Source organism: Enterobacter sp. RHBSTW-00901 (assembly GCF_014103115.1).
Classification (GTDB): Bacteria; Pseudomonadota; Gammaproteobacteria; order Enterobacterales; family Enterobacteriaceae; genus Enterobacter; species Enterobacter cloacae_P.
In genome coordinates this window covers 1658681-1684901 of record NZ_JABXPB010000001.1, presented here as the reverse complement: position 1 = coordinate 1684901, position 26221 = coordinate 1658681, and the positions used below count along the sequence as shown (strand labels likewise).

Annotated in this window: 27 protein-coding genes; 18 read left to right on the top strand and 9 right to left on the bottom strand. The window is 53.5% G+C overall.

The window, feature by feature from the left end; all coding sequences use genetic code 11:
• Nucleotides 1-83: 83 nt before the first annotated feature.
• The 3 genes from HV318_RS08025 to trxC all read right to left on the bottom strand — a co-directional run bounded on the left by HV318_RS08025 (nucleotide 84) and on the right by trxC (nucleotide 3972).
• Entirely contained in the window at nucleotides 84-2747 is a 2664-nt protein-coding gene (locus HV318_RS08025; protein ID WP_182272334.1) for a bifunctional acetate--CoA ligase family protein/GNAT family N-acetyltransferase, read from the bottom strand.
• 35 nt (nucleotides 2748-2782) lie between these two features.
• On the bottom strand, nucleotides 2783-3481 hold the full coding sequence (tapT, locus tag HV318_RS08020; RefSeq protein WP_182272333.1) for a tRNA-uridine aminocarboxypropyltransferase: 699 nt from the start codon (nucleotides 3479-3481) through the stop codon (nucleotides 2783-2785).
• Between the two features lie 71 nt (nucleotides 3482-3552).
• On the bottom strand, nucleotides 3553-3972 hold the full coding sequence (gene trxC / locus HV318_RS08015; RefSeq protein WP_182272332.1) for a thioredoxin TrxC: 420 nt from the start codon (nucleotides 3970-3972) through the stop codon (nucleotides 3553-3555).
• Between the two features lie 204 nt (nucleotides 3973-4176).
• Between trxC and HV318_RS08010 the strand changes: the two genes are divergently transcribed.
• The gene (locus HV318_RS08010; protein ID WP_182272331.1) at nucleotides 4177-5277 is read left to right on the top strand and encodes a tRNA/rRNA methyltransferase; all 1101 of its coding nucleotides are present in this window, start codon (nucleotides 4177-4179) and stop codon (nucleotides 5275-5277) included.
• Between the two features lie 47 nt (nucleotides 5278-5324).
• Here the strand turns inward: HV318_RS08010 and ung are convergent, their stop codons facing one another.
• Nucleotides 5325-6014: a uracil-DNA glycosylase gene (gene ung, locus HV318_RS08005; protein WP_182272330.1), complete on the bottom strand. Its 690-nt coding sequence runs from the start codon at nucleotides 6012-6014 to the stop codon at nucleotides 5325-5327.
• Between the two features lie 314 nt (nucleotides 6015-6328).
• Here ung and grcA point away from each other — a divergent pair, with 314 nt between their 5' ends.
• Nucleotides 6329-6712 carry an autonomous glycyl radical cofactor GrcA gene (gene grcA / locus HV318_RS08000; protein ID WP_182272329.1) on the top strand — a complete coding sequence of 128 codons (384 nt, stop codon included), beginning with the start codon at nucleotides 6329-6331 and terminating at the stop codon, nucleotides 6710-6712.
• A gap of 52 nt (nucleotides 6713-6764) precedes the next feature.
• Here grcA and srmB read toward each other — a convergent pair whose 3' ends face one another.
• Nucleotides 6765-8093, bottom strand: coding sequence for an ATP-dependent RNA helicase SrmB (gene srmB, locus HV318_RS07995; RefSeq protein WP_182272328.1), 1329 nt, complete (start codon nucleotides 8091-8093; stop codon nucleotides 6765-6767).
• A 132-nt stretch (nucleotides 8094-8225) separates the two neighbouring features.
• Here srmB and trmN point away from each other — a divergent pair, with 132 nt between their 5' ends.
• Nucleotides 8226-8963: a tRNA(1)(Val) (adenine(37)-N(6))-methyltransferase TrmN gene (gene trmN / locus HV318_RS07990; protein WP_182272327.1), complete on the top strand. Its 738-nt coding sequence runs from the start codon at nucleotides 8226-8228 to the stop codon at nucleotides 8961-8963.
• On the opposite strand, the gene nadB is transcribed toward trmN, so the two are convergent.
• Nucleotides 8948-10567, bottom strand: a complete 1620-nt coding sequence (nadB, locus tag HV318_RS07985) for an L-aspartate oxidase (RefSeq protein ID WP_182272326.1) — start codon at nucleotides 10565-10567, stop codon at nucleotides 8948-8950. The two genes, trmN and nadB, sit on opposite strands and share 16 nt — an antisense overlap.
• Before the next feature lie 346 nt (nucleotides 10568-10913).
• Here nadB and rseD point away from each other — a divergent pair, with 346 nt between their 5' ends.
• The 12 genes from rseD to acpS all read left to right on the top strand — a co-directional run bounded on the left by rseD (nucleotide 10914) and on the right by acpS (nucleotide 20440).
• Nucleotides 10914-10997, top strand: coding sequence for a rpoE leader peptide RseD (gene rseD / locus HV318_RS24170; protein WP_223605340.1), 84 nt, complete (start codon nucleotides 10914-10916; stop codon nucleotides 10995-10997).
• Nucleotides 10994-11569 carry an RNA polymerase sigma factor RpoE gene (rpoE, locus tag HV318_RS07975; protein WP_006176728.1) on the top strand — a complete coding sequence of 192 codons (576 nt, stop codon included), beginning with the start codon at nucleotides 10994-10996 and terminating at the stop codon, nucleotides 11567-11569. The genes rseD and rpoE overlap by 4 nt, the downstream gene beginning before the upstream one ends.
• Nucleotides 11570-11600: 31 nt before the next feature.
• On the top strand, nucleotides 11601-12251 hold the full coding sequence (gene rseA / locus HV318_RS07970) for an anti-sigma-E factor RseA (protein ID WP_014832926.1): 651 nt from the start codon (nucleotides 11601-11603) through the stop codon (nucleotides 12249-12251).
• Entirely contained in the window at nucleotides 12251-13204 is a 954-nt protein-coding gene (gene rseB, locus HV318_RS07965) for a sigma-E factor regulatory protein RseB (protein WP_182272325.1), read from the top strand. Before rseA ends, rseB begins: the two co-directional genes overlap by 1 nt.
• Complete coding sequence (rseC, locus tag HV318_RS07960; RefSeq protein WP_182272324.1) at nucleotides 13201-13677, top strand: SoxR-reducing system protein RseC; 477 nt, start codon at nucleotides 13201-13203, stop codon at nucleotides 13675-13677. The genes rseB and rseC overlap by 4 nt, the downstream gene beginning before the upstream one ends.
• 185 nt (nucleotides 13678-13862) lie before the next feature.
• Nucleotides 13863-15662: a translation elongation factor 4 gene (gene lepA, locus HV318_RS07955; RefSeq protein ID WP_182272323.1), complete on the top strand. Its 1800-nt coding sequence runs from the start codon at nucleotides 13863-13865 to the stop codon at nucleotides 15660-15662.
• 15 nt (nucleotides 15663-15677) lie between these two features.
• Nucleotides 15678-16652, top strand: coding sequence for a signal peptidase I (gene lepB / locus HV318_RS07950; RefSeq protein ID WP_182272322.1), 975 nt, complete (start codon nucleotides 15678-15680; stop codon nucleotides 16650-16652).
• Between the two features lie 222 nt (nucleotides 16653-16874).
• Nucleotides 16875-17555: a ribonuclease III gene (gene rnc / locus HV318_RS07945; protein WP_003860711.1), complete on the top strand. Its 681-nt coding sequence runs from the start codon at nucleotides 16875-16877 to the stop codon at nucleotides 17553-17555.
• Nucleotides 17552-18457: a GTPase Era gene (era, locus tag HV318_RS07940; protein ID WP_182272321.1), complete on the top strand. Its 906-nt coding sequence runs from the start codon at nucleotides 17552-17554 to the stop codon at nucleotides 18455-18457. The genes rnc and era overlap by 4 nt, the downstream gene beginning before the upstream one ends.
• Nucleotides 18458-18588: 131 nt before the next feature.
• A complete protein-coding gene (recO, locus tag HV318_RS07935) occupies nucleotides 18589-19296 on the top strand; it encodes a DNA repair protein RecO (protein WP_182274558.1) in 708 nt (235 codons plus the stop codon).
• A gap of 32 nt (nucleotides 19297-19328) precedes the next feature.
• Entirely contained in the window at nucleotides 19329-20060 is a 732-nt protein-coding gene (pdxJ, locus tag HV318_RS07930; protein ID WP_182272320.1) for a pyridoxine 5'-phosphate synthase, read from the top strand.
• Complete coding sequence (gene acpS, locus HV318_RS07925) at nucleotides 20060-20440, top strand: holo-ACP synthase (protein ID WP_182272319.1); 381 nt, start codon at nucleotides 20060-20062, stop codon at nucleotides 20438-20440. The genes pdxJ and acpS overlap by 1 nt, the downstream gene beginning before the upstream one ends.
• Here acpS and HV318_RS07920 read toward each other — a convergent pair.
• Both HV318_RS07920 and HV318_RS07915 read right to left on the bottom strand, forming a co-directional pair.
• Entirely contained in the window at nucleotides 20437-20697 is a 261-nt protein-coding gene (locus HV318_RS07920) for a YfhL family 4Fe-4S dicluster ferredoxin (RefSeq protein ID WP_008502177.1), read from the bottom strand. The two genes, acpS and HV318_RS07920, sit on opposite strands and share 4 nt — an antisense overlap.
• Nucleotides 20698-20753: 56 nt before the next feature.
• Complete coding sequence (locus HV318_RS07915; protein WP_182272318.1) at nucleotides 20754-21602, bottom strand: MurR/RpiR family transcriptional regulator; 849 nt, start codon at nucleotides 21600-21602, stop codon at nucleotides 20754-20756.
• A 117-nt stretch (nucleotides 21603-21719) separates the two neighbouring features.
• Here HV318_RS07915 and murQ point away from each other — a divergent pair, with 117 nt between their 5' ends.
• From murQ to tadA, 3 genes are all read left to right on the top strand, one after another.
• Nucleotides 21720-22613, top strand: a complete 894-nt coding sequence (gene murQ, locus HV318_RS07910; protein ID WP_182272317.1) for an N-acetylmuramic acid 6-phosphate etherase — start codon at nucleotides 21720-21722, stop codon at nucleotides 22611-22613.
• 12 nt (nucleotides 22614-22625) lie between these two features.
• Nucleotides 22626-23987: a PTS transporter subunit EIIC gene (locus tag HV318_RS07905; RefSeq protein ID WP_182272316.1), complete on the top strand. Its 1362-nt coding sequence runs from the start codon at nucleotides 22626-22628 to the stop codon at nucleotides 23985-23987.
• 64 nt (nucleotides 23988-24051) lie between these two features.
• On the top strand, nucleotides 24052-24591 hold the full coding sequence (gene tadA / locus HV318_RS07900; protein WP_182272315.1) for a tRNA adenosine(34) deaminase TadA: 540 nt from the start codon (nucleotides 24052-24054) through the stop codon (nucleotides 24589-24591).
• Here tadA and mltF read toward each other — a convergent pair.
• The gene (gene mltF, locus HV318_RS07895) at nucleotides 24479-26029 is read right to left on the bottom strand and encodes a membrane-bound lytic murein transglycosylase MltF (protein WP_182272314.1); all 1551 of its coding nucleotides are present in this window, start codon (nucleotides 26027-26029) and stop codon (nucleotides 24479-24481) included. The two genes, tadA and mltF, sit on opposite strands and share 113 nt — an antisense overlap.
• Nucleotides 26030-26221: the final 192 nt, after the last annotated feature.

Sequence of the window (26221 nt, the reverse complement as noted above, 5' to 3'; positions counted from 1 at the left end):
AAGGGTTGTCTGTACCATGCAAACAACATAAGCAGACAATGATACCACCAGTACCGTCCAAAGTGGTTAACATTTCCAGTAGCTTACTCTTGTTTATCCGCTGATGTCAGCCTGAGCGACAGGGCAACAATCCCTTCGTCCAGTTGAATATCAACGTCAAATCCAAGTTTTCGCGCCAGGGTCACCATACCGCGATTGTTAGGCATAGTAATGCCATTCAGGCGTAACAATCCGTGATCGCGCGTATAACTGATGAGTTTTTCCAGCAGCCGCCGTCCCAGACCCAGACCTTTTAAATCAGAACGTACCAGCACGGCAAATTCCGCATCGACATTATCCGGGTCGGAAATAGCGCGCGTCACGCCGAGGATCTCATCTCCCTGATCGGTACGACGAACGGCCACAAACGCCATTTCTCGATCGTAGTCGATCTGGGTCATATTGGCTAAATCGTCATGGGTAAATTCATTGATTTCGCTAAAGTAGCGATAGTAAAGATCCTCTTTGGTGACCTGAGAGATAAACATCCGCAATTGCGGTTCGTCTTCCGGCAGGATGGGACGAAAAAGCGCACGCTCTCCGTTTTTCATCTCTACCCACTCTTCAAGTTGCAAAGGATACGGACGGATCGCGAGACGACTTTCTCTGTCTCCTTCGAAAGGTGCAATATCCAGCGTGACGTCCAGCGCTGTAAACTCATTGCCGGAGGCGAGCAGCGGATGAATGTCCAGCCGTTGGATCTCTGCGCAATCGACAATCAGGTTAGAAACCTGTACCAGAAACTGGCTTAACCCGGCAATATCGAGTGGACGCAGGGCACTTCGGCCACGGATTTTCTTGCTTTTTATCGCCTGAATAACCAGGTAGCGAGCCAGGTTCATATTGAGCGGCGGCAAAGCGACCACCGCCTGTTCCTCTGGACGCCAGTCAACGCCGCCTTCTCCCAGCATGATGAGCGGACCAAAGACGGGATCGTGCTCAACCACCACCCGCAGCTCCTGAGCACCCGCACGGTTGGCCATGCTCTGCACCAGTAGCCCGTGGATCCTCGCCTGTGGCCAGGCCATCTTAGCGCGATCGATAATGGCCTCTGCCGCCTGCTGCACTTCCGCCGCCGTGCGCAGGTACAACATCACCCCCTGAATATCCGACTTATGCGGGATATCGGGCGAGCGGAGCTTCAGGGCGACCGGGTAGCCAATCTGCTCGGCAATATGAACCGCTTCGGCACTGTCGCTGGCAATCCACGTTGGCAGCGTTTGCATCCCATAGCTGCCAAGAATAGGTTGCACCTCGTGAGTATCAAGCGACGTAGCGCCTTCTTCGATAGCCTGCTGTAACAGCCTGTGGACATCGACGGAATTCGCCATCAGGTTACCGGGTAATGCAGGCGTTTCACGTAGTTGCTTCTGGTTCCGGCGGTACTCCACCATATGCATAAATGCGGTAATGGTGCCTTCCGGCGTGCGATATGTTGGTAGCCCGGCTTCACTGAACAGACGTCGTGCCTCCTGAGAGGAAAATTCGCCGCACCAGTTGGTCAACAGAGTGACGTATTTACCGCGAGGATGGTTCCGTACTGCCTCAATCAGCGCACGCGCACTTTCACTGCCTGGTGCTACTGCGCTGGGTGAATGGATAATCATCAGCGCATCAAAGTCCTGGCTATCCAGTAAAATGGATATGGCCTTGATATAGCGTTCGCTGCTGGCATCATCTCGCAAATCGAGTGGGTTGCCGGGCGAAACGCTTGCCGGTAAAGCCTCACTCAGGCGCTGCAGCGTCTCTTCCCCCAGTGTTGCCAGCTTGCCATTGCGCAGCCACAGCTCATCCAGGGCCAGTGCTGCCGGGGCTGCACCATTGCTGACTATCATGAGTTTTTCACCGCGTAATGGCCGCATATGACTTAACGTCTCAACGGCAGAAAAAAGTTCGTGCGTATCTTGTACCCGCAACAAACCCGCGCGCTGGATTGCGGCATCCCACGCAGGATCCATGCCTGAATGTGAGTGCAGAAGCCGTTGGGCGGCCGGGCTACGTCCGCTTTTGATAACCAGGATTGGCTTATTGCGGGACGCGCTACGTGATGCAGACACAAAACGGCGGGCATCACTGAGGTGCTCAAGATAGAGAAGAATGGCGCTGGTCTTGCTATCACGTGCCAGAAAATCCAGCAGTTCATCGACATCGATATCCAGGCTGTCACCCAGTGCGATGAAATAGGAAAACCCCATCTCCCTCTGTTGTGCCCAGTCGAGGATCGTGTTTGATACGGCGGCCGACTGGGAAATAAAGGCGAGTTTACCTTTGCTGATGGGTACCGGGGAGAAACTGGCATTCAGTCCCTGCCAGGGCGCGAGCAGACCCAGACTGTTGGGGCCAAGAATGCGCATCTGGTAGCGGCTGGCACATGCCAACAGCTCAGGTTGTTGTTCAGGAGGAGACGAAAGGATAATACAGGTTTTACATCCTTTCTTGCCAAGCGATTCCAGCAGCTCCGGATTACGTTTCGCGTGCGTACACAGAACGGCAAGGTCGGGTACAAAAGGCAGGCTTTGTACATCTGGCCATGCCAGTACACCCTGAACGGCTTTATACGTGGGCGTAACGGGCATGACGGGGCCATTAAATCCACCCGCCAGCAGGTTGCGCATCATCAGATAACCTGCGCGGTCTGGTTTCATTGATGCACCAATAACGGCAATGGATTTAGGACGTAATAGCGCTTCTAACCCTCGCTGGCTCATGCAACTCTCCTGTGAATGCAAGCGGCCTGATGATTTTAAACGTTTTCCGTCTCCGTTGCTGTGATGCTGCCCTTATGAACGGTTTTTCCCGCCAGATAGCGCTCACGGAAACAGGAGAAATGGTTGCCCAGTGCGCTGGCTGCGGTGGTGTCCCCAGCCAGATCCAGAAGCGCAATCGCCACTTCAGCCGTGCAATATTGACCGTCAGCATGGGCTTCACGTAAGCGATAGGTCGAGACCCGAGACAGATCCACTGAGATCACTGGTAGCGCATCAAGATACGGGCTTTTACGGAACATTTTGCGTGCTTCGGTCCAGGTGCCGTCCAGCATAATAAACAGCGGGGGTTTACCTGATGGCGGAGTGGAAAGCACCTGACGCTGTTCTCCGGCATAGGAGGCCGGAAAAACAACCATCGGCTGATAGTCCGGGCTGGCGACCAAATCGAGCAGCGCCTGAGGCGGCTCCGTGCGTGACCACTGAAATGCGGCGGTATCTGGCAGAATATCAGCGATAAGACGACCCGTATTGCTGGGTTTCATCGGTTCGGTATCGAACATGACCAGACAAAAACGGCTCTCCGCCGAGCTCGGGGCCAACGTCTCGCATAAACAAACTTTAAGCGGCAGCAGGCAGCGCTGGCAGCGGCGAATACGGTTGCCACGGGCAAGGAAAGGGCGAGTGGCGCGCGCAAGGCGTTCGGCACGTAGTTGAAGGACAGCGTTATCAGTCATGAGCGAAATACAGGGGGAAAACCCCATTTTCGCAGAGGCAGGAACGGGGCACAAGATGTGCCCCGCGAATGTTACAGCGATTCGTTTAACCAGCTTTCAAAAGGAGCCTTCGGTACTGCACCGTTAAGCATATCGATGACTTCACCATTCTTGAAAATCATAATGGTCGGGATGCTGCGAATGCCAAAACGCGCGCTGAGCTCGCGTTCCGCCTCGGTGTTCACTTTAACGAAACGCATCTTTCCGCTACGCTCTTCGGCGACATCTTCAAAGATGGGCGCGAAGCTACGACATGGGCCACACCACGGAGCCCAGAAATCGATAACCACAGGAAGATCGTCCTTGAGGAGTTTGTCCAGCGTAGCACCCGTAGCGTTAATGACATCACCATCAAACAATTCATGGCCACAACGCCCGCATTTTGCACCATCATCAATCCGATCGTCCGGAATGCGATTAAGAGCCTGGCAGTTGGCACATACGGTATTCATAACTAACCTCTGATAGAGCCGTGGGACAGCGGCAGAACGCCGATAATGTTTCTAATATGTTACATATTATCAATGAGCCCGTGTGAAACGACAATGCGTTTTATTCAATGAGAACAATAGTCGCAGGCTTTTGTACGAAATTATGGCTATGCGCTGACACATCGGGTAATCTGCGCGCTTCGCGCAGCGCTGGTGGAGAAAAGCATGAACGACGAAATGAAAAACAAAAGCGGCAAGGTCAAAGTGATGTATGTCCGCAGTGATGATGACTCTGATAAACGCACCCAAAATCCGCGTACCGGAAAAGGTGGCGGGCGTCCGGCGTCTTCTCGTGCAGACGGTGGCCGTCGCCCCGCCCGCGATGACAGAAATAACCGCGGTGATGACCGCAAACGTGATGACCGTAAGCGTGACGATCGCAAACGCGATGACCGTCCACGTGATGACTTCTCACGTGATAACTCATCCCCGTGGCGTACCGTTTCTCGCGCCCCTGGCGATGAAACGCCAGAAAAAGCCGATCACGGCGGTATCAGCGGTAAGAGCTTTATCGACCCGGAAGTGCTGCGTCGTCAGCGTGCGGAAGAGACCCGTGTGTACGGCGAAAACGCCTGTCAGGCCCTGTTCCAGAGCCGTCCTGAGTGCATCGTCCGTGCCTGGTTTATCCAGAGCGTAACCCCGCGCTTTAAAGAAGCGCTGCGCTGGATGGCGGCCAACCGTAAAGCCTACCATGTGGTTGACGATGCCGAACTGACCAAAGCGTCCGGCACTGAACACCACGGTGGCGTGTGCTTCCTGATCAAAAAACGTAACGGTACCACCGTTCAGCAGTGGGTCAGCCAGGCGGATGCCGATGACTGCGTACTGGCGCTGGAAGATGTGGGCAACCCGCATAACCTGGGCGCGATGATGCGTAGCTGTGCACACTTTGGCGTGAAAGGCGTATTGCTACAGGATGCTGCACTGCTGGAATCTGGTGCGGCGATCCGTACTGCCGAAGGTGGTGCTGAGCACGTACAACCGATCACCGGTGACAGCGTACTGGATGCCATTGAGCAGTTCCGTAAAGCGGGTTACTCCATCGTAACCACTTCCAGCCATGCCGGTACGCCGCTGTTTAAAGCAACGCTGCCGCGTAAAATGGTGCTGGTGTTAGGTCAGGAGCGCGATGGTCTGTCTGATGCTGCGCTGTCCAGTGCGGACCTGAGCGTCTCTATCGACGGAACTGGCAATGTGGAAAGTCTGAACGTTTCCGTGGCAACTGGCGTACTGCTGGCTGAATGGTGGCGTCAGAATAAAGCATAAGCATTTGTGCTTTTTGTATGCCCGGCTCTCCGGGCATACAAAACAAATTACTCGCTTTCAGCCGGTAGCACAGGCATCCAGTCAATCGGCGTTTCGCCACGTTTTTCCAGCCATTCATTCGCCAGTACAAAGTGATTACTGCCAAAGAAACCGCGATGCGCTGACAGCGGTGACGGGTGTGGTGCTTTCAGCACATGGTGACGCTGTCGGTCGATAATCGCCCCTTTTTTCTGCGCGTGAGAACCCCAGAGTAAAAATACTACCCCTTCACGATGTTCATTGATCAGGCTGATGACTTTATCGGTAAAGGTTTCCCAGCCCAGACTGGCGTGGGAATGGGCCTGACCTGCACGGACGGTTAATACGGTGTTCAATAACAGCACACCCTGGTGCGCCCAGCTTTCCAGATAACCATGATTTGGCCGGGTAAACCCGGGCAGGGTGCCTTCAAGCTCTTTATACATATTCAGAAGTGAAGGCGGAATGGCAATGCCCGGACGTACGGAAAACGCCAGACCATGCGCTTGTCCAGGCCCGTGATAAGGATCCTGTCCGAGGATAACCACCTTCACATCACTCAGTTCGGTATAGCGAAAGGCGTTAAAAACATCTTTTTGTGGCGGGTAAATTGTCTGGCCAGACTGCCGTTCAGCGGCAACGGTACTGAGGGTATTGATAAAATAGGGCTGCTGTTTCTCTGCTGCCAGCACGTCGTGCCATGTTAAAGGTGTTGTCATCTCGCTCTCCTGCGAATCTCAATCTGCGCTTAGCTTACCCGTTAAAACCCGGTGCGCAAAATTCCACGCTGAAAATGCGTCTAAGTGACTAAATTCATTTTGAAAATATACAAAATAAGTTGAATTGGTAAAGTGTCTAAATTGATCTGAAGCAATAAATTCAAACCACACTCTTTATGTGGTTGGTGTTTTTGTTGATTTAAATCAATAAATCACCCATGCCTGAATGATATATATACACACAAGCAACAATGGTTTTACCAATTGGCCGCGAGAGGCCGACACCCGTTACTGTAGCCTAAGGGAGGCATCACATGATTACAGGTATCCAGATTACTAAAGCTGCAAACGACGATCTGCTCAACTCTTTCTGGCTGCTGGACAGCGAGAAAGGTGAAGCACGCTGTGTAGTAGCAAAAGCAGGTTTTGCGGAAGATGAAATTGTGCCAGTCAGCAAACTGGGCGAAATTGAATACCGTGAAATCCCAATGGAAGTGAAACCGGAAGTGCGCGTAGAAGGTGGTCAGCACCTGAACGTTAACGTTCTGCGCCGCGAAACCCTGATGGATGCCGTTGAGCACCCAGAAAAATATCCGCAGCTGACTATCCGTGTTTCTGGTTATGCGGTACGTTTCAACTCTCTGACCCCGGAACAGCAGCGCGATCTTATCGCGCGTACCTTTACTGAAAGCCTGTAAGGTTTCAGCCACGGGGGCGAAATAAAAAAGCCGGGAATTTCCCGGCTTTTTTTTACTCTTCTGTTTTCGTCTCTGGTGCAGCAGCACTTGGCTTACGGCGCTTACCAATGTTCTTGGTATCGCGGTGGCGTTGTTTAACGCGCGGCTTCTCTTTTTCTTTCTCTTTCTTCTCAGCACGTTTGGCGAGCGCTTTCTTGGACGGTTTACCCGTCATTTTTTCGCTCGGGGCACGTGTGGTCGGACGAAGCTCACTGATAACGCGGGCCTTCAGCGGCTCATCAACATAGCGGCCAATTTTCTGCAGCAGCAGGAAATCATGTGCTTCGACCAGAGAAATAGCGATACCTTTGCGGCCTGCACGACCGGTACGGCCAATGCGGTGCAGATAGGTGTCACCGCTGCGCGGCATATCGAAGTTAATCACATGGCTGACATCCGGAATATCGATCCCGCGAGCAGCAACGTCGGTGGCGACCAGCACGTTTACGCGACCATCGGTCAGACGCTTGATGCCTTCGGTACGCTTAACCTGCGCCATCTCGCCTTCAAGGTAGCAGTTGTTGATCCCTGCATTACGTAGCATTTCAGCCAGTTCGTGCACACGCTCGCGCTTACGCACGAATACGATGGTGCGAGTCGCGTCTTCTTGCTTCAGCAAATGCTTGAGCAGCTCAACTTTGTGTTCCAGATCATCCGCGCGGTAGTACCACTGGTGGATCTTCTTGCGCTCACGAGTGGAAGGGGTTGCAGATACCTCCACCGGATCTTCCAACAGGCGCTCTGCGAAATCTTTAATCGCTTCCCCTTCCAGGGTGGCAGAGAACAGCATTGTCTGGTTACGCCAGCGCGTTTCACCCGCGATGTGTTCGATATCCTGGGCAAAGCCCATGTCCAGCATACGGTCGGCTTCGTCGAGGATCAGCGTTTCAACCGCGCGGCAGTCGAAGTTCTCTTCTTTAATGTACTGCAGCAGACGGCCAGTCGTCGCCACGACGATGTCCTGGTTCTCACTGAACACTTCAGCGTGGTTCATATACGCAACACCGCCGGTAATGGTGGCGATATCAAGATGGGTATTCGCAGCCAGTTCACGCGCGTGTTCGGCAACCTGCATTGCCAGTTCACGAGTAGGCGTCAGGATCAAAATGCGCGGTGGGCCTGATTTTTTGCGAGGGAAATCGAGCAAATGCTGCAAGACAGGCAGCAAGTAGGCTGCTGTTTTCCCCGTGCCGGTTGGCGCAGAACCGAGCACATCGCGGCCCTCAAGCGCAGGCGGAATGGCCGCTGCCTGAATGGCGGTCGGGCGTGTAAAGCCTTTGCTCTCAAGAGCATTGAGCAGGCTTTCATCGAGTTCAAGTTCGGAAAAAGTCGTTACAGTCATGTTCTACCTCTGTGTGGGGCGCTGATTATAGACGTTACGGCTGTAATCTTCATCTGTTTGTATGGATATCGCTTTGCGACCACTTCGCTTTCCCCTATGCTACTCCAGTTTCACTTAGAAGGTTGCCCTGACATGTCTCAACTCAAAGCGCAGTTGCGCCGCGATGGTTTTACGTTTAAACAATTTTTTGTGGCTCACGATCGCTGTGCGATGAAAGTCGGCACAGATGGTATTTTACTGGGAGCATGGGCACCTGTCGCAGGTGTTAAACGTATCCTGGATATCGGCACCGGCAGCGGCCTGTTGGCCTTAATGCTGGCGCAGCGCACGGAAGAACACGTTACTATTGATGCCGTTGAGCTGGATGTACAGGCCGCAGGGCAGGCGAGCGAAAATGCGGATGAATCGCCGTGGGCCGCCCGGATTAAGGTTGAGTGCGCGGATGTGCTGGTCTGGGCACCAGAACAAACAGCCCGTTACGATCTTATCGTCAGTAACCCGCCATACTATGAGCCAGGTGTCGAGTGCGGTTCGCCGGAACGCGAGCAGGCTCGCTATACCGGTTCGCTCGATCATAAGGCGCTGTTAACCAGTGCGGCAGAGTTGATCTCCGAAGAGGGATTTTTCTGCGTGGTTCTGCCAGAAAATACCGGTAACACGTTTATTGGGATTGCGCGGGAGATCGGCTGGAACTTACGTTTACGAACCGATATTTCGGATACCGAAGGACGCTTACCTCACCGCGTGCTGCTGGCACTTTCACCACAAGAAGGGGAGTGCTTTAACGACAGGATGGTGATCCGTGGGCCAGACCAGCGTTACTCCGAAGATTACACTGCTCTGACCCAGGCGTTTTATCTGTTTATGTGAACCTGCGGGGACAAAATCGACGGACCGGATCCCGCCAGTTGGTCGGGGTAGTCCAGGGTATAGTGTAGGCCGCGGCTCTCTTTACGCATCATCGCGCAGCGAACAATCAGCTCGGCTACCTGCACCAGGTTGCGCAGCTCCAGCAGATTATTGGATACACGGAAGTTGGCGTAATATTCATCAATTTCTTGCTGTAGCATTGTGATGCGGCGTAATGCGCGTTCAAGACGTTTAGTGGTGCGTACGATGCCAACGTAGTCCCACATAAACAACCTCAGCTCGTGCCAGTTATGCTGAATCACGACCAGCTCATCCGGGTTCTCTACACGGCTTTCATCCCAGGCGGGTAAACGCGAAGTCTGGCGGGTATATGGAATGCGTTTGGCAATATCTTCCGATGCAGACCATCCATAAACCAGACATTCCAGCAGCGAGTTTGATGCCATACGGTTTGCACCATGCAGCCCGGTGTAGCTTACCTCACCAATGGCATACAGACCATCCACGTCGGTACGACCGTGATCGTCAACCATCACACCACCACAGGTATAGTGAGCTGCGGGAACGATGGGAACGGGATCGCGAGTCAGATCAATACCCAGACCCAGCAGTTTTTCGTAAATCATCGGGAAGTGCTGGCGGATGAACTCGGCCGGTTTATGGCTGATGTCCAGATACATACAATCCACGCCAAGACGTTTCATCTCGTGGTCGATAGCGCGGGCAACGATATCACGCGGTGCAAGTTCGCCCCGGGCGTCAAAGTCCGGCATAAAGCGGGAACCATCCGGGCGTTTCAGGTAAGCCCCTTCGCCACGCAGGGCTTCCGTCAGTAAGAAATTGCGAGCCTGCGGATGGAAGAGTGCCGTCGGGTGGAACTGGTTGAACTCCAGGTTCGCCACGCGGCAACCGGCGCGCCAGGCCATTGCGATACCGTCACCGGAGGCAATATCCGGGTTGGTGGTGTATTGATACACTTTGGAGGCCCCGCCAGTGGCCAGCACAACGGCTTTTGCCTGACAGGTTTCGACCTTCTCTTTATTGCGATTCCAGACCCAGGCTCCCACCACACGACGCGTGCCGGGCAGACCAATCTTGTCGGAAATGATCAGGTCAACGGCATTACTCCGCTCCAGAACCTGAATATTAGGATGGCTAAGCGCTTTACTGACCAGCGTGGTTTCAACCTCTTTCCCTGTGGCATCTGCAGCATGCAGGATACGACGGTGGCTATGCCCACCTTCACGGGTAAGGTGATAGCTCTCTTCACCGTTTGGCTGAACCTGGGTATCGAACAATACCCCCTGGTCGATAAGCCACTGCACGCAGTGGCGGGCGTTGCTGGCGACAAACTCGGCGGCATGTTCGTCCACGATCCCGGCTCCGGCGATCAGCGTATCTTCTACGTGTGACGCAATGCTGTCTGTTTCATCAAACACGGCAGCAATACCGCCCTGGGCGTAAAAAGTGGAGCCTTCGCTCATTGGCCCTTTGCTCAGAACGATAACGCTCTGATGCTCGGCCAGACGCAGCGCCAGTGAGAGACCGGCAGCACCGCTGCCGATGATCAGTACATCGCAATGAAGTTCGGGTGTTGTGTTCATTATGTTTGTTTAATTTACTAAACATTGTTTGGTCAGAATAGCACCTGAATGCGAGATATCGCACGTTTTTTTTGATCTTTGTTGTAATGGCTAAACTTGTTGCAGGGGGATTAAAAAGAGGTAAAAGAACGAAAATATTTTGCGAAGCAGATCGTTAGCTTCAGATTTTGTGGTGAAATAAAGCCCGTGTTGCGTTACTCTTTCGGCGGGAAATTTGATGTTTCTTGTCAGAAAGTGGGTACGTATCGTGAACAGACTTATAATGAGAGAAAATGAATGGTCTGCGGCGCGATGAACAAAAACAAAGGCGTGACGGAACTTATTGAAGAACAGACACTCTAACTCGGTGCTTGCTCAAAGTGCGGTATTTTTAGAGTGGCGTTTCGATAACGCGTGGAATTTAGGTTTGGGGAGACATTACCTCGGATGAGCGAGCAGTTAACGGACCAGGTCCTGGTTGAACGGGTCCAGAAGGGAGATCAGAAAGCCTTTAACTTACTGGTAGTGCGCTACCAGCATAAAGTGGCGAGCCTGGTTTCCCGCTATGTGCCGTCAGGTGATGTGCCTGATGTTGTGCAAGAGTCTTTTATTAAGGCCTATCGTGCGCTGGATTCGTTCCGGGGAGATAGTGCTTTTTATACCTGGCTGTACCGTATTGCGGTGAATACAGCAAAGAATTATCTGGTCGCTCAGGGCCGTCGTCCACCGTCAAGTGATGTGGACGCCATCGACGCCGAGAACTTTGAAAGTGGCGGTGCATTGAAAGAAATTTCGAACCCTGAGAACTTAATGTTGTCAGAAGAACTGAGACAAATCGTTTTTCGCACGATCGAGTCGCTCCCGGAAGATTTACGCATGGCAATTACGTTGCGGGAGCTGGATGGTCTGAGCTATGAAGAGATAGCCGCTATCATGGATTGTCCGGTCGGCACGGTACGTTCACGAATATTCCGTGCGCGAGAAGCTATTGATAATAAAGTTCAACCGCTTATCAGGCGTTGACGATAGCGGGATACTGGAAAAGGTATTAGGCATGCAGAAAGAAAAACTTTCCGCTTTAATGGATGGTGAAACGCTGGATAGTGAGCTGCTCAACGAGCTGTCCCATTCTCCCGAGATGCAAGAGACCTGGGAGAGCTATCATCTCATCCGTGACACACTGCGCGGTGACACTGGCGAGGTTCTCCATTTCGATATCTCAGCCCGCGTAATGGCGGCTATTGAGAACGAGCCTGTTCATCAAACCACACCGCTGATCCCTGAAGCTCAGCCTGCGCCTCACCAGTGGCAGAAAATGCCGTTCTGGCAAAAGGTGCGTCCGTGGGCCAGTCAACTTACCCAAATGGGTGTGGCTGCATGCGTATCGCTTGCAGTTATCGTTGGCGTCCAGCACTATAATACTCAGTCTGAAACTAACCAGCAGCCAGAAGCGCCAGTGTTTAATACACTGCCGATGATGGGCAAAGCCAGCCCGGTAAGCCTGGGTGTACCGGCTGATGCCTCCGCCAGTGGTGGTCAGCAACAGCAGGTTCAGGAGCAACGCCGTCGCATTAATGCGATGTTGCAGGATTACGAGTTGCAGCGTCGTCTGCACTCTGAACAGCTTCAGTTTGAGCAGGCACAAACCCAGCAGGCCGCTGTGCAGGTGCCAGGAAACCAAACTTTAGGAACGCAATCGCAGTAATGAAGCAACTTTGGTTCGCCATGTCTCTGATGGCGGGTAGCCTGTTCTTCTCTGCCAACGCCTCGGCTGATGTTTCATCCGGGGCGTTGTTGCAGCAAATGAATCTGGCCAGCCAGTCACTCAATTACGAGTTGGCATTTATCAGCATCAATAAGCAGGGTGTCGAGTCGTTACGCTATCGCCATGCCCGCCTTGATAACCAGCCTCTCGCCCAGCTTTTACAGATGGATGGCCCGCGCCGGGAAGTTGTCCAGCGTGGCAAAGAAATCAGCTATTTCGAGCCAGGCCTGGAACCTTTCACGCTGAATGGCGACTATATTGTCGATTCTCTGCCATCACTCATCTACACCGATTTTAAACGTCTTGCCCCTTACTACGATTTTATCTCGGTAGGGCGTACGCGCATTGCGGACAGACTGTGTGAAGTCATTCGCGTTGTCGCGCGTGACGGTACGCGCTACAGCTATATCGTCTGGATTGATGCCGAGACGAAGCTGCCAATGCGCGTTGACCTGCTTGATCGTGATGGTGAAACGCTGGAACAGTTCCGGGTGATCTCCTTTACCATTAACAATCAGGTGGGGAGCAGCATGCAGAATCTGGCGAAAGCCAGCTTACCGCCGCTTTTGTCCGTGCCTGCGGGAGATTCCATTAATTTCAACTGGGTACCATCCTGGATCCCACAAGGGTTTAGCGAAATCTCCAGCAGCCGTCGCCAGTTACCGACCATTGAAACACCGGTTGAATCGCGCCTCTATTCCGATGGTTTGTTCAGCTTCTCGGTGAACATCAACCGCGCAACGGCAAACAGCACTGAACAAATTCTCCGTACCGGGCGTCGGACGGTTAGCACGACGGTACGCGATAATGCAGAAATCACCATTGTCGGCGAATTACCGCCGCAAACCGCGAAGCGCATTTCTGACAGCATTAAATTCAGGGCCGGACAATGATTAAAGAGTGGGCCACGGTCGTATCGTGGCAGGACGGCGTTGCGCTGGTGAGCTGTGATGTAAAAGCTTCATGCAATAGCTGTGCGTCCAGAGCCGGCTGTGGAAGTCGCGTGCTGAATAAACTTGGACCGCAGACTTCGCACACGCTCTCTGTGTCGAGCGAACAGCCGCTGGTGGCAGGGCAAAAAGTGGAACTGGGTATTGCTGAAGGTAGTCTGCTCAGTTCCGCCATGCTGGTTTACCTCTCCCCACTGGTGGGGTTGTTCGTGATGGGGGGGATCTTCCAGATGCTGTTTGGCACCGATGTAGCCGCTATGTGCGGTGCTGCGTTGGGGGGCGTTGGCGGATTTTGGCTTGCCAAAGGTTTCTCCCCTAAGCTTGCCGCTCGTGAAGAGTGGCAACCCGTCATCCTTAGCGTTGCGCTGGCTCCAGACCAACTTCGTGTCGAAACGCTCTCTTCTGAGGCCCGGTGATCCACCGGGCTTTATCATTATTTACATCTCAAAAATGAAAACGACGTTTCTTCACGCTATACCTGGCTCTAAGTGCATTTCCAGGTTACAGGTATGTAGTGTAGAATGCTGCGTTTTCGCACTGAAAAACGTCAGGCTAAGAACAGCGGCCTCCAGGAATTCGTAAGGCATAATTATTTAACTATATGAAGAACATACGTAACTTTTCGATCATTGCTCACATTGACCACGGTAAGTCGACGCTGTCTGACCGTATTATCCAGATTTGCGGTGGCCTGTCTGATCGTGAAATGGAAGCCCAGGTTCTGGACTCCATGGACCTGGAACGCGAACGTGGTATCACCATTAAAGCGCAGAGCGTTACGCTCGATTACAAGGCGGCTGATGGTGAAACCTATCAACTGAACTTTATCGACACCCCAGGCCACGTTGACTTCTCCTATGAAGTTTCACGCTCGCTGGCGGCCTGTGAAGGCGCGCTGCTGGTGGTGGATGCCGGGCAGGGCGTAGAAGCTCAGACCCTGGCAAACTGCTACACCGCGATGGAAATGGATCTTGAGGTTGTACCGGTTCTCAACAAAATTGACCTGCCGGCAGCCGATCCAGAGCGCGTAGCGGAAGAGATTGAAGATATTGTCGGTATTGATGCGACCGATGCGGTGCGCTGCTCGGCGAAAACCGGCGTGGGTGTTCCTGACGTGCTGGAACGTCTGGTGCGTGATATTCCACCGCCAGAAGGTGACCCGGATGCGCCACTGCAGGCGCTGATCATCGACTCCTGGTTCGATAACTACCTGGGCGTTGTCTCGCTGGTACGTATTAAAAACGGCACCATGCGTAAAGGCGACAAAATCAAGGTGATGAGTACCGGCCAGGTCTATAACGCAGACCGTCTGGGGATCTTCACGCCAAAACAGGTTGACCGTACTGAGCTGAAATGCGGCGAGGTGGGTTGGCTGGTGTGTGCAATTAAAGACATCCTCGGTGCACCGGTTGGCGATACGCTGACGCTGGCGCGTAATCCGGCAGATAAAGCACTGCCTGGCTTCAAAAAAGTGAAGCCGCAGGTCTATGCCGGTCTGTTCCCGGTCAGCTCCGACGATTATGAGAACTTCCGTGACGCGCTTGGCAAACTGAGCCTGAACGATGCTTCCCTGTTCTACGAGCCAGAAAGTTCAACGGCGCTGGGCTTCGGCTTCCGCTGCGGCTTCCTCGGCCTGCTGCACATGGAGATCATTCAGGAACGTCTGGAACGTGAATACGATCTGGATCTGATCACTACCGCACCCACCGTAGTGTATGAAGTAGAGACCACGTCGAAAGAGGTTATCTACGTCGATAGCCCGTCCAAACTCCCGCCGCTGAACAATATTCATGAGCTGCGTGAGCCTATTGCAGAGTGTCACATGCTGCTGCCGCAGGAATTCCTGGGCAACGTGATCACGCTGTGTATTGAGAAACGTGGCGTACAGACCAACATGGTTTACCACGGTAACCAGGTGGCACTGACCTACGAAATCCCGATGGCGGAAGTGGTACTCGACTTCTTCGACCGTCTGAAGTCGACCTCTCGTGGCTATGCGTCACTGGATTACAACTTCAAACGCTTCCAGGCCTCTAACATGGTGCGTGTGGACGTGCTGATCAACGGCGAGCGTGTTGATGCGCTGGCGCTGATCACCCACAACGATAACGCGCCGTACCGTGGCCGTGAGCTGGTTGAGAAGATGAAAGAGCTGATCCCACGTCAGCAGTTCGACATCGCGATTCAGGCGGCTATTGGCAACCATATTATCGCCCGTTCTACCGTGAAACAGCTGCGTAAAAACGTTCTGGCTAAATGCTATGGCGGTGACGTCAGCCGTAAGAAAAAGCTGCTGCAGAAGCAGAAAGAAGGTAAGAAGCGTATGAAGCAGGTCGGTAACGTTGAACTGCCGCAGGAAGCATTCCTTGCCATTCTTCATGTTGGTAAAGACAGCAAATAACTTTAAGGAGTTGGCATGGCGAACATGTTTGCCCTGATCCTGGTCATCGCTACCCTGGTGACGGGTCTGTTGTGGTGCCTGGATAAGTTTATTTTCGCCCCGAAACGCCGTGAACGTCAGGCTGCCGCGCAGGCAGCCACTGGCGAACAGCTGGATGCGAAAACCCTGAAGAAAGTCGGCCCGAAACCGGGCTGGCTGGAAACAGGTGCATCGGTATTCCCGGTGCTGGCGATCGTTCTGGTTGTGCGTTCGTTTATTTACGAGCCATTCCAGATCCCATCAGGTTCAATGATGCCAACGCTGTTGATTGGCGATTTTATTCTGGTCGAGAAGTTTGCCTACGGCATTAAAGATCCTATTTACCAGAAGACGCTGATCGAAACCGGTCATCCTAAACGTGGCGACATTGTGGTATTTAAATACCCGGAAGATCCGCGTCTGGACTACATCAAACGTGCTGTAGGTTTGCCGGGTGATAAAGTGACCTACGATCCGGTAGCCAAAGAAGTGACCGTACAGCCAGGCTGCAGCTCCGGTACTGCATGTGAAAACGCGCTACCAATCACTTACTCGAACGTTGAGCCAAGTGATTTTGTGCAGACCTTTGCTCGTCGCAATGGTGGCGAGGCAACCAGCGGTTTCTTCCAGGTACCAAAAGGCGAAACCAAAGAGAACGGGATCCGTCTGGTCGAACGCAAAGAGACGCTGGGTGATGTTACGCACCGTATCCTGACCGTACCTATTGCGCAGGATCAACTGGGTATGTACTACCAGCAACCAGGTCAGCAGCTTGCCAGCTGGATCGTACCGCCGGGACATTACTTCATGATGGGTGATAACCGCGATAACTCTGCGGACAGCCGTTACTGGGGCTTTGTGCCGGAAGCGAATCTGGTTGGTAAAGCGACCGCAATCTGGATGAGTTTTGAGAAACAGGAAGGCGAATGGCCGACCGGTGTCCGTCTGAATCGTATTGGCGGCATCCATTAATTCTCATTAATTGAACACGTAGCCGTGGTTATTCGCGGCTACGTGAATTATTTAAGCGATAAATCTGTTTGAACTAACGACATCCCCTGTCGTTGTGTATAGAATATTCCCCCGAAGTTTAAGGTTGGCCCTGTAAGGGTGCCACGGCACACGAAACCGCGTTGGTTTTCTCAGGTCGGTTTCGTGTGCTGCATTTTTGACGCATTCATTTATTGGTATCGCATGAACCCCATCGTAATTAATCGGCTTCAACGTAAGCTGGGCTACACTTTTCATCATCAGGAGTTGTTGCAACAGGCATTAACCCATCGAAGTGCCAGCAGCAAACATAATGAGCGTCTCGAGTTTTTAGGCGACTCTATTTTAAGTTTCGTGATTGCCAATGCGCTTTATCATCGTTTCCCGCGTGTGGACGAAGGTGATATGAGCCGCATGCGCGCCACGCTGGTACGGGGTAACACCCTTGCGGAAATCGCACGCGAATTTGAACTGGGTGAATGTCTGCGTCTTGGGCCGGGTGAACTGAAAAGCGGCGGCTTCCGTCGTGAATCTATTCTTGCCGATACGGTCGAAGCATTAATCGGTGGCGTGTTCCTGGACAGCGATATCCAGACCGTAGAAAAGCTGATCCTGAACTGGTATCAGACCCGTCTGGACGAAATCAGTCCGGGCGATAAACAAAAAGATCCGAAAACGCGTTTGCAGGAATATTTGCAGGGTCGTCACCTCCCGCTGCCATCTTATCTGGTGGTGCAGGTGCGTGGTGAAGCGCACGATCAGGAATTTACCATCCATTGCCAGGTCAGTGGCCTGAGTGAACCGGTGGTTGGCACAGGTTCTAGCCGTCGTAAGGCGGAACAAGCTGCCGCCGAACAGGCGTTAAAAATGCTGGAGCTGGAATGAGCGAAGAAAAAACCTATTGCGGATTTATTGCCATCGTCGGACGTCCGAACGTCGGCAAATCCACCCTGTTGAATAATCTGCTCGGGCAGAAGATTTCTATCACCTCTCGTAAGGCGCAGACCACGCGCCACCGCATCGTCGGTATTCATACTGAAGGCGCGTATCAGGCGATTTATGTCGATACTCCTGGCCTGCATATGGAAGAGAAACGTGCCATTAACCGCCTGATGAACAAGGCGGCGAGTAGCTCGATTGGCGACGTAGAGCTGGTTATTTTCGTTGTGGAAGGCACCCGCTGGACGCCAGACGACGAAATGGTGCTGAACAAGCTGCGTGATGGCAAAACGCCGGTGATCCTGGCTGTCAACAAAGTGGACAACGTGCAGGAAAAAGCCGATCTGCTGCCGCACCTGCAGTGGCTGGGCAGCCAGATGAACTTCCTCGATATCGTTCCGCTGTCTGCTGAGACTGGCCTGAACGTCGATACCATCGCGAGTATCGTGCGTAAGCATTTGCCGGAAGCTATTCATCACTTCCCGGAAGAGTACGTTACCGATCGCTCCCAGCGTTTTATGGCCTCTGAAATCATCCGTGAAAAACTGATGCGTTTCCTGGGCGCAGAGCTGCCGTATTCAGTGACGGTTGAGATCGAACGTTTCCAGAGCAACGAGCGTGGTGGTTATGACATCAACGGCCTGATCCTCGTTGAGCGTGAAGGGCAGAAGAAGATGGTGATTGGCAACAAAGGTGCCAAGATCAAAACCATTGGCATCGAAGCCCGTAAAGACATGCAGGACATGTTTGAAGCACCGGTTCACCTGGAACTGTGGGTGAAAGTGAAATCTGGCTGGGCCGATGATGAGCGTGCTCTGCGCAGTCTCGGTTACGGCGAAGACCAGTAGTTTTCATACTCTATGGCTTTCGAGGTGCAGGAAGGCGGCAAGACCGCGAATCCCCGGGAGCTTACTTCAGTAAGTGACTGGGGTGAACGGGCGCAGCCAACGCACCTGCAACTTGAAAGACGACGAGTATGATGGAAGGATGGCAGCGCGCCTTTGTATTGCATAGTCGTCCCTGGAGCGAAACCAGCCTCATGCTGGACGTCTTCACGGAAGAGTCGGGCCGCGTGCGCCTTGTTGCGAAAGGCGCACGTTCCAAACGTTCTAATCTGAAAGGTGCATTACAGCCTTTCACACCGCTGCTGGTTCGCTTTGGTGGGCGAGGGGAAGTCAAAACCCTGCGCAGCGCTGAAGCCGTTTCCCTGGCGCTTCCCCTTTCTGGCATCACGCTGTACAGCGGTCTGTATATCAATGAACTCATCTCACGCGTTCTTGCACATGAGACCCGCTTCTCTGAACTTTTCTTTGATTACCTGCACTGTATCCAGGCGCTGGCTGGCGCAACCGGTACGCCTGAACCCGCATTGCGCCGGTTTGAACTGGCGTTGCTGGGGCATCTGGGATACGGCGTCGATTTTTTGCACTGTGCCGGCAGCGGTGAACAGGTCGAAGATACAATGACCTACCGTTATCGCGAGGAAAAAGGCTTTATTGCCAGCGTCGTCATCGATAACAGTACCTTCACTGGTCGTCAGCTCAGGGCGCTGTTTGAACGAGAGTTCCCGGATCAGGATACCCTGCGCGCCGCAAAACGCTTTACCCGAATTGCGCTCAAGCCGTATCTTGGTGGCAAGCCCTTAAAGAGCCGCGAATTATTCAGGCAGTTTATGCCTAAGCGTTAGATTACTGTATTAAAAGAAAATCGAGGATTGTCATGGCTGAATTACTGTTAGGCGTCAACATTGATCACATCGCTACGCTGCGTAATGCGCGCGGCACGGCTTATCCTGATCCGGTTCAGGCGGCATTTATCGCCGAGCAGGCTGGCGCTGACGGCATTACCGTTCACCTTCGTGAAGATCGCCGCCACATTACCGACCGTGATGTGCGTATCCTGCGTCAGACGCTGGATACCCGCATGAATCTGGAGATGGCCGTTACCGAAGAGATGCTGACGATTGCCTGCGACACCAAACCGCACTTCTGTTGCCTGGTACCGGAAAAACGTCAGGAAGTCACCACCGAAGGCGGCCTGGATGTGGCCGGTCAACGCGACAAAATGCGTGATGCCTGCAAACGTCTGGCGGATGCGGGCATTCTGGTTTCTCTGTTTATTGATGCGGATGTCGAACAGATCAAAGCCGCGGCTGAGGTGGGCGCGCCGTATATCGAAATCCACACGGGTTGCTATGCCGACGCTAAAGACGATGCCACACAACTCAAAGAGCTGGAGCGTATCGCCAAAGCGGCCACCTATGCGGCAAGCCTGGGACTGAAGGTTAATGCCGGTCACGGCCTGACCTACCACAACGTGAAAGCGATTGCTGCACTGCCTGAAATGCACGAACTGAACATTGGTCACGCCATTATTGGCCGGGCGGTGATGAGTGGTCTGAAAGAGGCGGTCTCAGAAATGAAACGCCTGATGCTGGAAGCACGCCAGTAATGGCCATTCTGGGCTTAGGCACGGACATTGTCGAAATAGCCCGTATTGAAGAGGTGATCGCCCGTAGCGGCGATCGCCTGGCCAGACGCGTGCTGAGCGACAATGAATGGGTTATCTGGGAAGCGCATCAACAGCCTGTGCGCTTTCTGGCAAAGCGTTTTGCGGTGAAAGAGGCGGCAGCGAAAGCCTTTGGGACAGGCATTCGCAACGGCCTGGCATTTAATCAGTTTGAAGTGTTCAACGATGAGCTGGGTAAACCGTGTCTGCGTCTGTGGGGCGAGGCGCAAAAACTGGCGGAAAAACTTGGCGTGGCACACATGCATGTGACGCTTGCCGATGAACGCCGCTACGCCTGTGCCACGGTGATTATTGAAAGTTAAAGTTTGTCCGCGTGATGCATCAGGACAAACTTGTCCCACAGTTGTTCTTCGCTTTCGACGTGTGCCGGATCTTTGAGGATAGTATTGGGGATAGGGCACACTTTCTGGCAGGTCGGCGTTTCATAGTGGCCGATGCATTCGGTGCAACGGTCGCTGTTAATCTCATAAATGCTGTCACCCATTGAAATTGCCTGGTTTGGGCATTCGGGTTCGCACATATCGCAATTGATGCATTTTTTGGTGATTAACAGCGCCATCAGGAAATTCTCAGAAACAACACAAACAGGGCGGGCATTATATGCGCATTCCCTGCTCAAACCAATTTTTTTACCAGCTCTTCACTGTGACGGATACGTTTCGGGGCGTGCTCCAGATCTTGCTGAACCAGCGCCATAAACAGCAGATCGGTCAGCATCATTTGCGCGCTGGTGGACGAGATAGCGGCGCTGCGTGTGGCCTGCTCCTCCGCAATGGTATACAGACAGCGCGTTGCCCGCTGTTGTAGTGAATTGGGGGTAAAACCGGTGATTGCCAGAATTTTACCGCCGACACGCAGGGCCTCATCGGTGGCCATGTTGATCTCGCGACGCTCGCCGGAATAGGAAATAGCCAGCAGTAGATCGCCAGGATCCATCGCCTGCACGGTGGCCAGAAGGGCATGCATATCCTGTTCGACAATGGCGTTATAGCCGATTTTTGTCAGCTTCCAGCCAAAATTACGCGCCACTAAGCCGGAGGCACCAATTCCGGTCAAAATGATACGCCGGGCAGTGCGCAGCATCGCTACGCTTTCCAGCAACTTCTCTTCAGTATTCACGTCAAGGGTGGCATGCATGGCCGCCACATTCTCTTTGATGAGCTTTTCGCCCACCAGACGCATCGGGTCATCGCCACGGATCTGATTATGCACCGGCATCGACTGCGGATTAGGGTTATTCACCAGTGCTTCGCTAATCGCCAGCTTCAGTGCCGGGAAGCCTTTAAAGCCAATCTTCTGGGCAAACTTCACCACGCTGGACTGACTTACACCGGCCTCACTCGCCAGCTGTTGCGAGCTGAGATGGCGCGCGTGATCGGGCTGAGAAAGTAAAAAATCCGCCAGCTTTTTGTCGCTTTGAGCAAAGCCCGCATAACGCTGGCGAATGCGAATTAAACAGTTCATAGGTTCTCCTGGCGAAAATGTGATTGTCTGCGCAAATAAGAATTTTGCTCGCCTGAATGAATTTTATATTCCATTATAGTGTGATTATTATGAATTAAAAATTCTCGAGGTACAAAGATGAATCTTGGCTCACTTGTTTCTGAAGCGCGTAACCCGCAAACGCTGGATCTGGATGCACTCTCCACCCTGGAGTTGGTTAACCGTTTCAATCAACAGGATACGCTGGTCGCGCTGGCAGTGAAAGAGACATTGCCGGAGGTCGCGAAGGCGGTCGATGCGGCGGCGGCGGCGCTGAAAGCCGGCGGTCGCATTATTTATATGGGAGCGGGCACCAGCGGGCGTCTTGGGGTACTGGATGCATCCGAATGTCCGCCGACCTTTGGCGTCCCACACGGTCTGGTTGTCGGGCTGATTGCCGGTGGGCCAGGTGCATTACTGAAAGCCGTCGAAGGGGCGGAAGACAGCAAACAGTTGGGCGAGGACGATCTGAAGGCACTGAATCTGACCGCGCAGGATCTGGTTGTCGGGCTGGCAGCATCCGGACGTACACCTTATGTCATTGGGGGGCTGGAATACGCCAGACAGACCGGCTGCACCACGGTGGCTATCTCCTGTAACCCAGGTTCGCCGATTGCGCAGGTTGCTGCCATTGCAATCTCCCCGGTTGTCGGGCCAGAAGCGCTTACCGGCTCCACGCGTCTGAAATCAGGAACGGCACAAAAGCTGGTGCTCAATATGATTTCCACGGGAGCAATGGTGAAGTTCGGTAAGGTCTACCAGAACCTGATGGTGGATATGAAAGCCACCAATATTAAGCTGGTGGACAGAGCCTGCCGTATGGTGGTGGAAGCGACAGGGGCAAGCCGTGAAGAGGCTGAAGCGGTACTCAAACAGACGGACTACGACGTGAAGCCCGCCATTCTGATGATCCTGAGTGGGCTGGATGCTGCTGCTGCGAGAGCGAAGCTCAATGTGCATCATGGATTCTTACGGGCGGCATTAGAAAACTAAAAAGAGGCGTGTATGGAAAAAACAGCAGCGCTCGCCAGCGGGATTTTGCAGGGTATCGGCGGGGAAAAAAATATTCAGCGTCTGGAAAACTGCATGACGCGCGTGCGCGTCGAAGTGCATGATGATGACCAGCTTGATATCGCGCGTCTTAAGCAACTCCCCGGCGTGAGCGGATACGTCAAACAGGGGCAACAGCATCAGCTGATTGTCGGGCCGGGTAAGGCGGCGCAGGTCGTGGATAAGATGCGTACGCTGATGGGCGGGAAGGTGGAGGCGTCGTTTGACGATGCCGAACGCACCAAAACGCAGGTTAAGGCCAAATACAAAGCCCCGATGAGCGATGCGCTGCGACAGCTGGCAAACGTCTTTATTCCGCTGATCCCGGCGTTTATTGCCTCCGGGTTGATCACCGGGATCATCAATATCCTCAAGCGCCCGGATATCGTGGGGGACTTTGCGACCCACTATCCAAATTTACTGGGCATTCTGGGGATCTTCGGCAGCGCCGTGTTTGCCATCATGAACATTCTGGTGGGGGTCAACACCGCGAAGGTGTTTGGCGGCTCGCTGGCAATGGGCGGCGTGATGGCGGGCATTCTTTCCAGCCCACAGCTGGCTCAGATTACGCTCTTTGGTGAGGCGTTACAGCCGGGGCGCGGTGGTGTTATCGCCGTGCTGCTGGTGGTCGCGCTGATGTGCTGGATAGAGAAGCGGCTGCGGAACATTCTGCCGGGTTCTCTGGAGCTGATCCTCAATCCGCTGCTGACCACGCTGGTTACGGGCAGCATTGCTATCATTGCGCTACAGCCACTGGGCGGCTGGATCTCCGAATCCATTGCGCATGGGGCATCCTGGGCTATCGATCGCGGTGGGTTCCTCGTCGGTGCGGTGCTGGCCGGGACTTTCCTGCCGTTGGTGCTGACGGGGCTGCATCAGGGGCTGGTGCCGATCCACGTTGAACTGGTTCAGGCGCATGGTTATAACGCACTGTTCCCGATACTGGCGATGGCCGGGGTCGGGCAGGTGGGGGCTTCGATTGCCGTGCTGATGAAAACCCGTAATACGCGACTGAAAAAAGTGATTAAAGGGGCGCTGCCGGTTGGCTTGCTGGGGATTGGTGAACCGCTAATTTTCGGTGTCACGCTGCCGTTAGGCAAACCTTTCCTGGGAGCCTGTCTTGGCGGTGCGGTGGGCGGGGCGCTGATCAGCTACTGGAAGGTGGCGACGGTGATCACCTTTGGGATCTCCGGTTTACCTCTGGCGCTCACGATCGTCACCGGAAAAGTGATGCTCTATCTGGCAGGTTTTCTGGTCGCGGTGATCGCCGGGTTCCTGTTTACCTGGCTGTTAGGATTCAACGATCCCGAAGAGTGAGTTCTACCCGGTCAAAGCAAGATCTCAGCAACTCGAATAGTCTTATCCATAGCGGGTGTGTATAATGCCGCCCGCTTTTAGACTGGAGTATCAACCGTTGTCCAACCCCGAGCTTGATCATGAATACTGGATGCGCCACGCGCTGATGCTGGCTCAACGCGCGTGGGATGAAGGCGAAGTGCCCGTGGGTGCGGTGCTGGTTCATAACAACCAGGTGATTGGGGAAGGGTGGAACCGCCCTATTGGCCGCCATGACCCCACCGCTCACGCTGAAATCATGGCGCTTCGTCAGGGTGGGCTGGTGCTGCAAAACTATCGCCTGCTCGACACCACGCTGTATGTCACCCTTGAACCGTGCGTGATGTGTTCCGGCGCTATGGTACACAGTCGTATCGGTACTCTGGTCTTTGGTGCGCGGGATGAAAAAACCGGCGCGGCCGGTTCGCTGCTGGACGTGCTTGGACACCCGGGGATGAACCACCAGGTGAAGACTATCGGCGGGGTACTTGCACCAGAGTGTTCGGGGCTATTAAGTGATTTCTTTCGAATGCGGCGTCAGCAGAAAAAGCAACAAAAGGCAGAATTGAAGTTGTCGGACGATTAATTTCGTCCGGAGCCACGACCGGATAGCTTTGTGCCAGCTGTTTGGTCTCTACCGCCTCTTTTTCCTTCTCCAGCAGATAACCTACCAGGCTAATCTGATACTTACGAATATTCTCCACATAGGCGTAGGCTTCATGCCCGCGCGCATAACCGTAGGTCAGCTTGTTGTACCACGGCTTCTGGCTCAGCAGCGGCAGACGCTGTTTTACGTCAGACCAGCTATCCGGGTTGCCTTTCGTTTTGGCCGTCAGCGTGCGTGCATCCAGCATATGTGCGTAGCCCATGTTGTAGGCTGCCAGCGCAAACCAGATACGTTCCTCTTCCGGCACCGTGTCCGGGACTTTGGTCATCATATCCTGCAAATAGCGCGCACCGCCGCTGATACTCTGTTCTGCATCGGTACGGTCGCTCAGGCCGAGGCTCTGCGCAGTATTTTTGGTCAGCATCATTAAGCCGCGGACCCCGGTGGGGGAGGTGGCCTGGGTATCCCAGTGCGATTCCTGGTAGGAGATGGCTGCCAGCAACCGCCAGTCGATCTCCTGCGCGTACTTTTCGAATAGCGGTTGCAGATCCGGCAGTACGCTATCCACTGCGCGCAGGAAGGTGCGGGTATCGACGTAATCAAAGTCTTCGCCATGCCCAAGATACTTCTCTTCCAGGCGCGCCAGCGTGCCATCCTCATTGATGGAGTTGAAGAAATCGAGCATCGCTGCCGGAACGGTCTGATCGTCATCCCGCTGTGTGAACCAGGTCACTGGCTGTTCGTCAGTGACATCAAGTGCCACGGCAATTTCAGGATGAACGCGCTGGAAAAGGCTAATCGCTACAGAATCGGCAATGGTGTAGTCCAGCTTCTTGTCTTTCACCTGCTCAAGTAGTTCAGTCGTGCCAAGTTTAGGGTCAACCGTCCAGCTGAGTGCCGGGTATTTCTTCTCTTTAAGCCCACGTAAATCGTCAATCACCACATGTCCGGGGGCGATGATTAATTGCTGATCGTTAATGGCGGCCAGCGTTCGCGGACGCTGATTGCCGACGCGGTAAACCAGCTGCTGTGAAACGGAGTAGTAGGTTGGGCCTGGCTGATAGTTCTTGCTGCGCTCGCTGTTGTACACCAGCCCGGCGGCGAGGATATCGGCATCGTCGTTATCCAGGTCATCAAACAGCTGGCTGATGTTCTGGCGTACGGTAATTTTGAGCTTCACACCCAGGTAGCTGGCGAACTGCTGAGCCAGTTCATAATCCAGACCGATCGTTTTGCCGTTGATGTCGCCGTAAATCAGCGGTGAGCTCAGGGTACTGACGCGCAACTCCCCCCGCGCCTTAATCGCAGCGATACGGTTTTCGGCTTTGCCGAACCAGGGGATAGAAGGCCAGAGGGCCACTGCCAGCAGCAAGGTAACAATGCCGATGAGCAGATAATTAATCTTTAATTTTTTCAATTAGTTAATTCTCTGCGACGCCGGTTGCCTCAGTATGCTGTAGCCATGTTAAGAATAAGGTTTGTCATTGAATGAGCGGCATTTTGCGCAAAGTTACGCCACTTGGCAACAAATTAGAGAGACAGGTCACATCTATCGTTAAACGTAAACGTTGATTTTATTTCGACGCAAACGGTTTCGTCTGCGCTCAGG